This is a genomic window from Vibrio sp. Sgm 5, assembly GCF_026241575.1.
Classification (GTDB): domain Bacteria; phylum Pseudomonadota; class Gammaproteobacteria; order Enterobacterales; family Vibrionaceae; genus Vibrio; species Vibrio jasicida.
Map to the genome: position 1 here is coordinate 1 of NZ_JAPHPY010000164.1, position 253 is coordinate 253.

A 253-nucleotide genomic window follows, 5' to 3' on the forward strand; every position below is an offset into this window, starting at 1 on the left:
GGGATGGAGCAGCCTGGTAGCTCGTCGGGCTCATAACCCGAAGGTCGTCGGTTCAAATCCGGCTCCCGCAACCAAATTCAAGACAGTTTGATCGTTATTTATTATAACCCTCAGGCCGTCGACGGATGCGCCGCCCGGATCAAATCCCGGCTCCGCAGCCAATTCTCTCTTGAGAATATGCGACACTAGCTCAGTTGGTAGAGCGCAACCTTGCCAAGGTTGAGGTCACGAGTTCGAACCTCGTGTGTCGCTC

General features: G+C 54.9%; 1 tRNA gene. It reads left to right on the forward strand.

The annotated features are described in order from the left end of the window. The first annotated feature begins 179 nt into the window (after nt 1-179). Nucleotides 180-252 (forward strand) — tRNA-Gly (locus OQJ86_RS26525). The last annotated feature ends 1 nt before the right edge of the window (nt 253 follow it).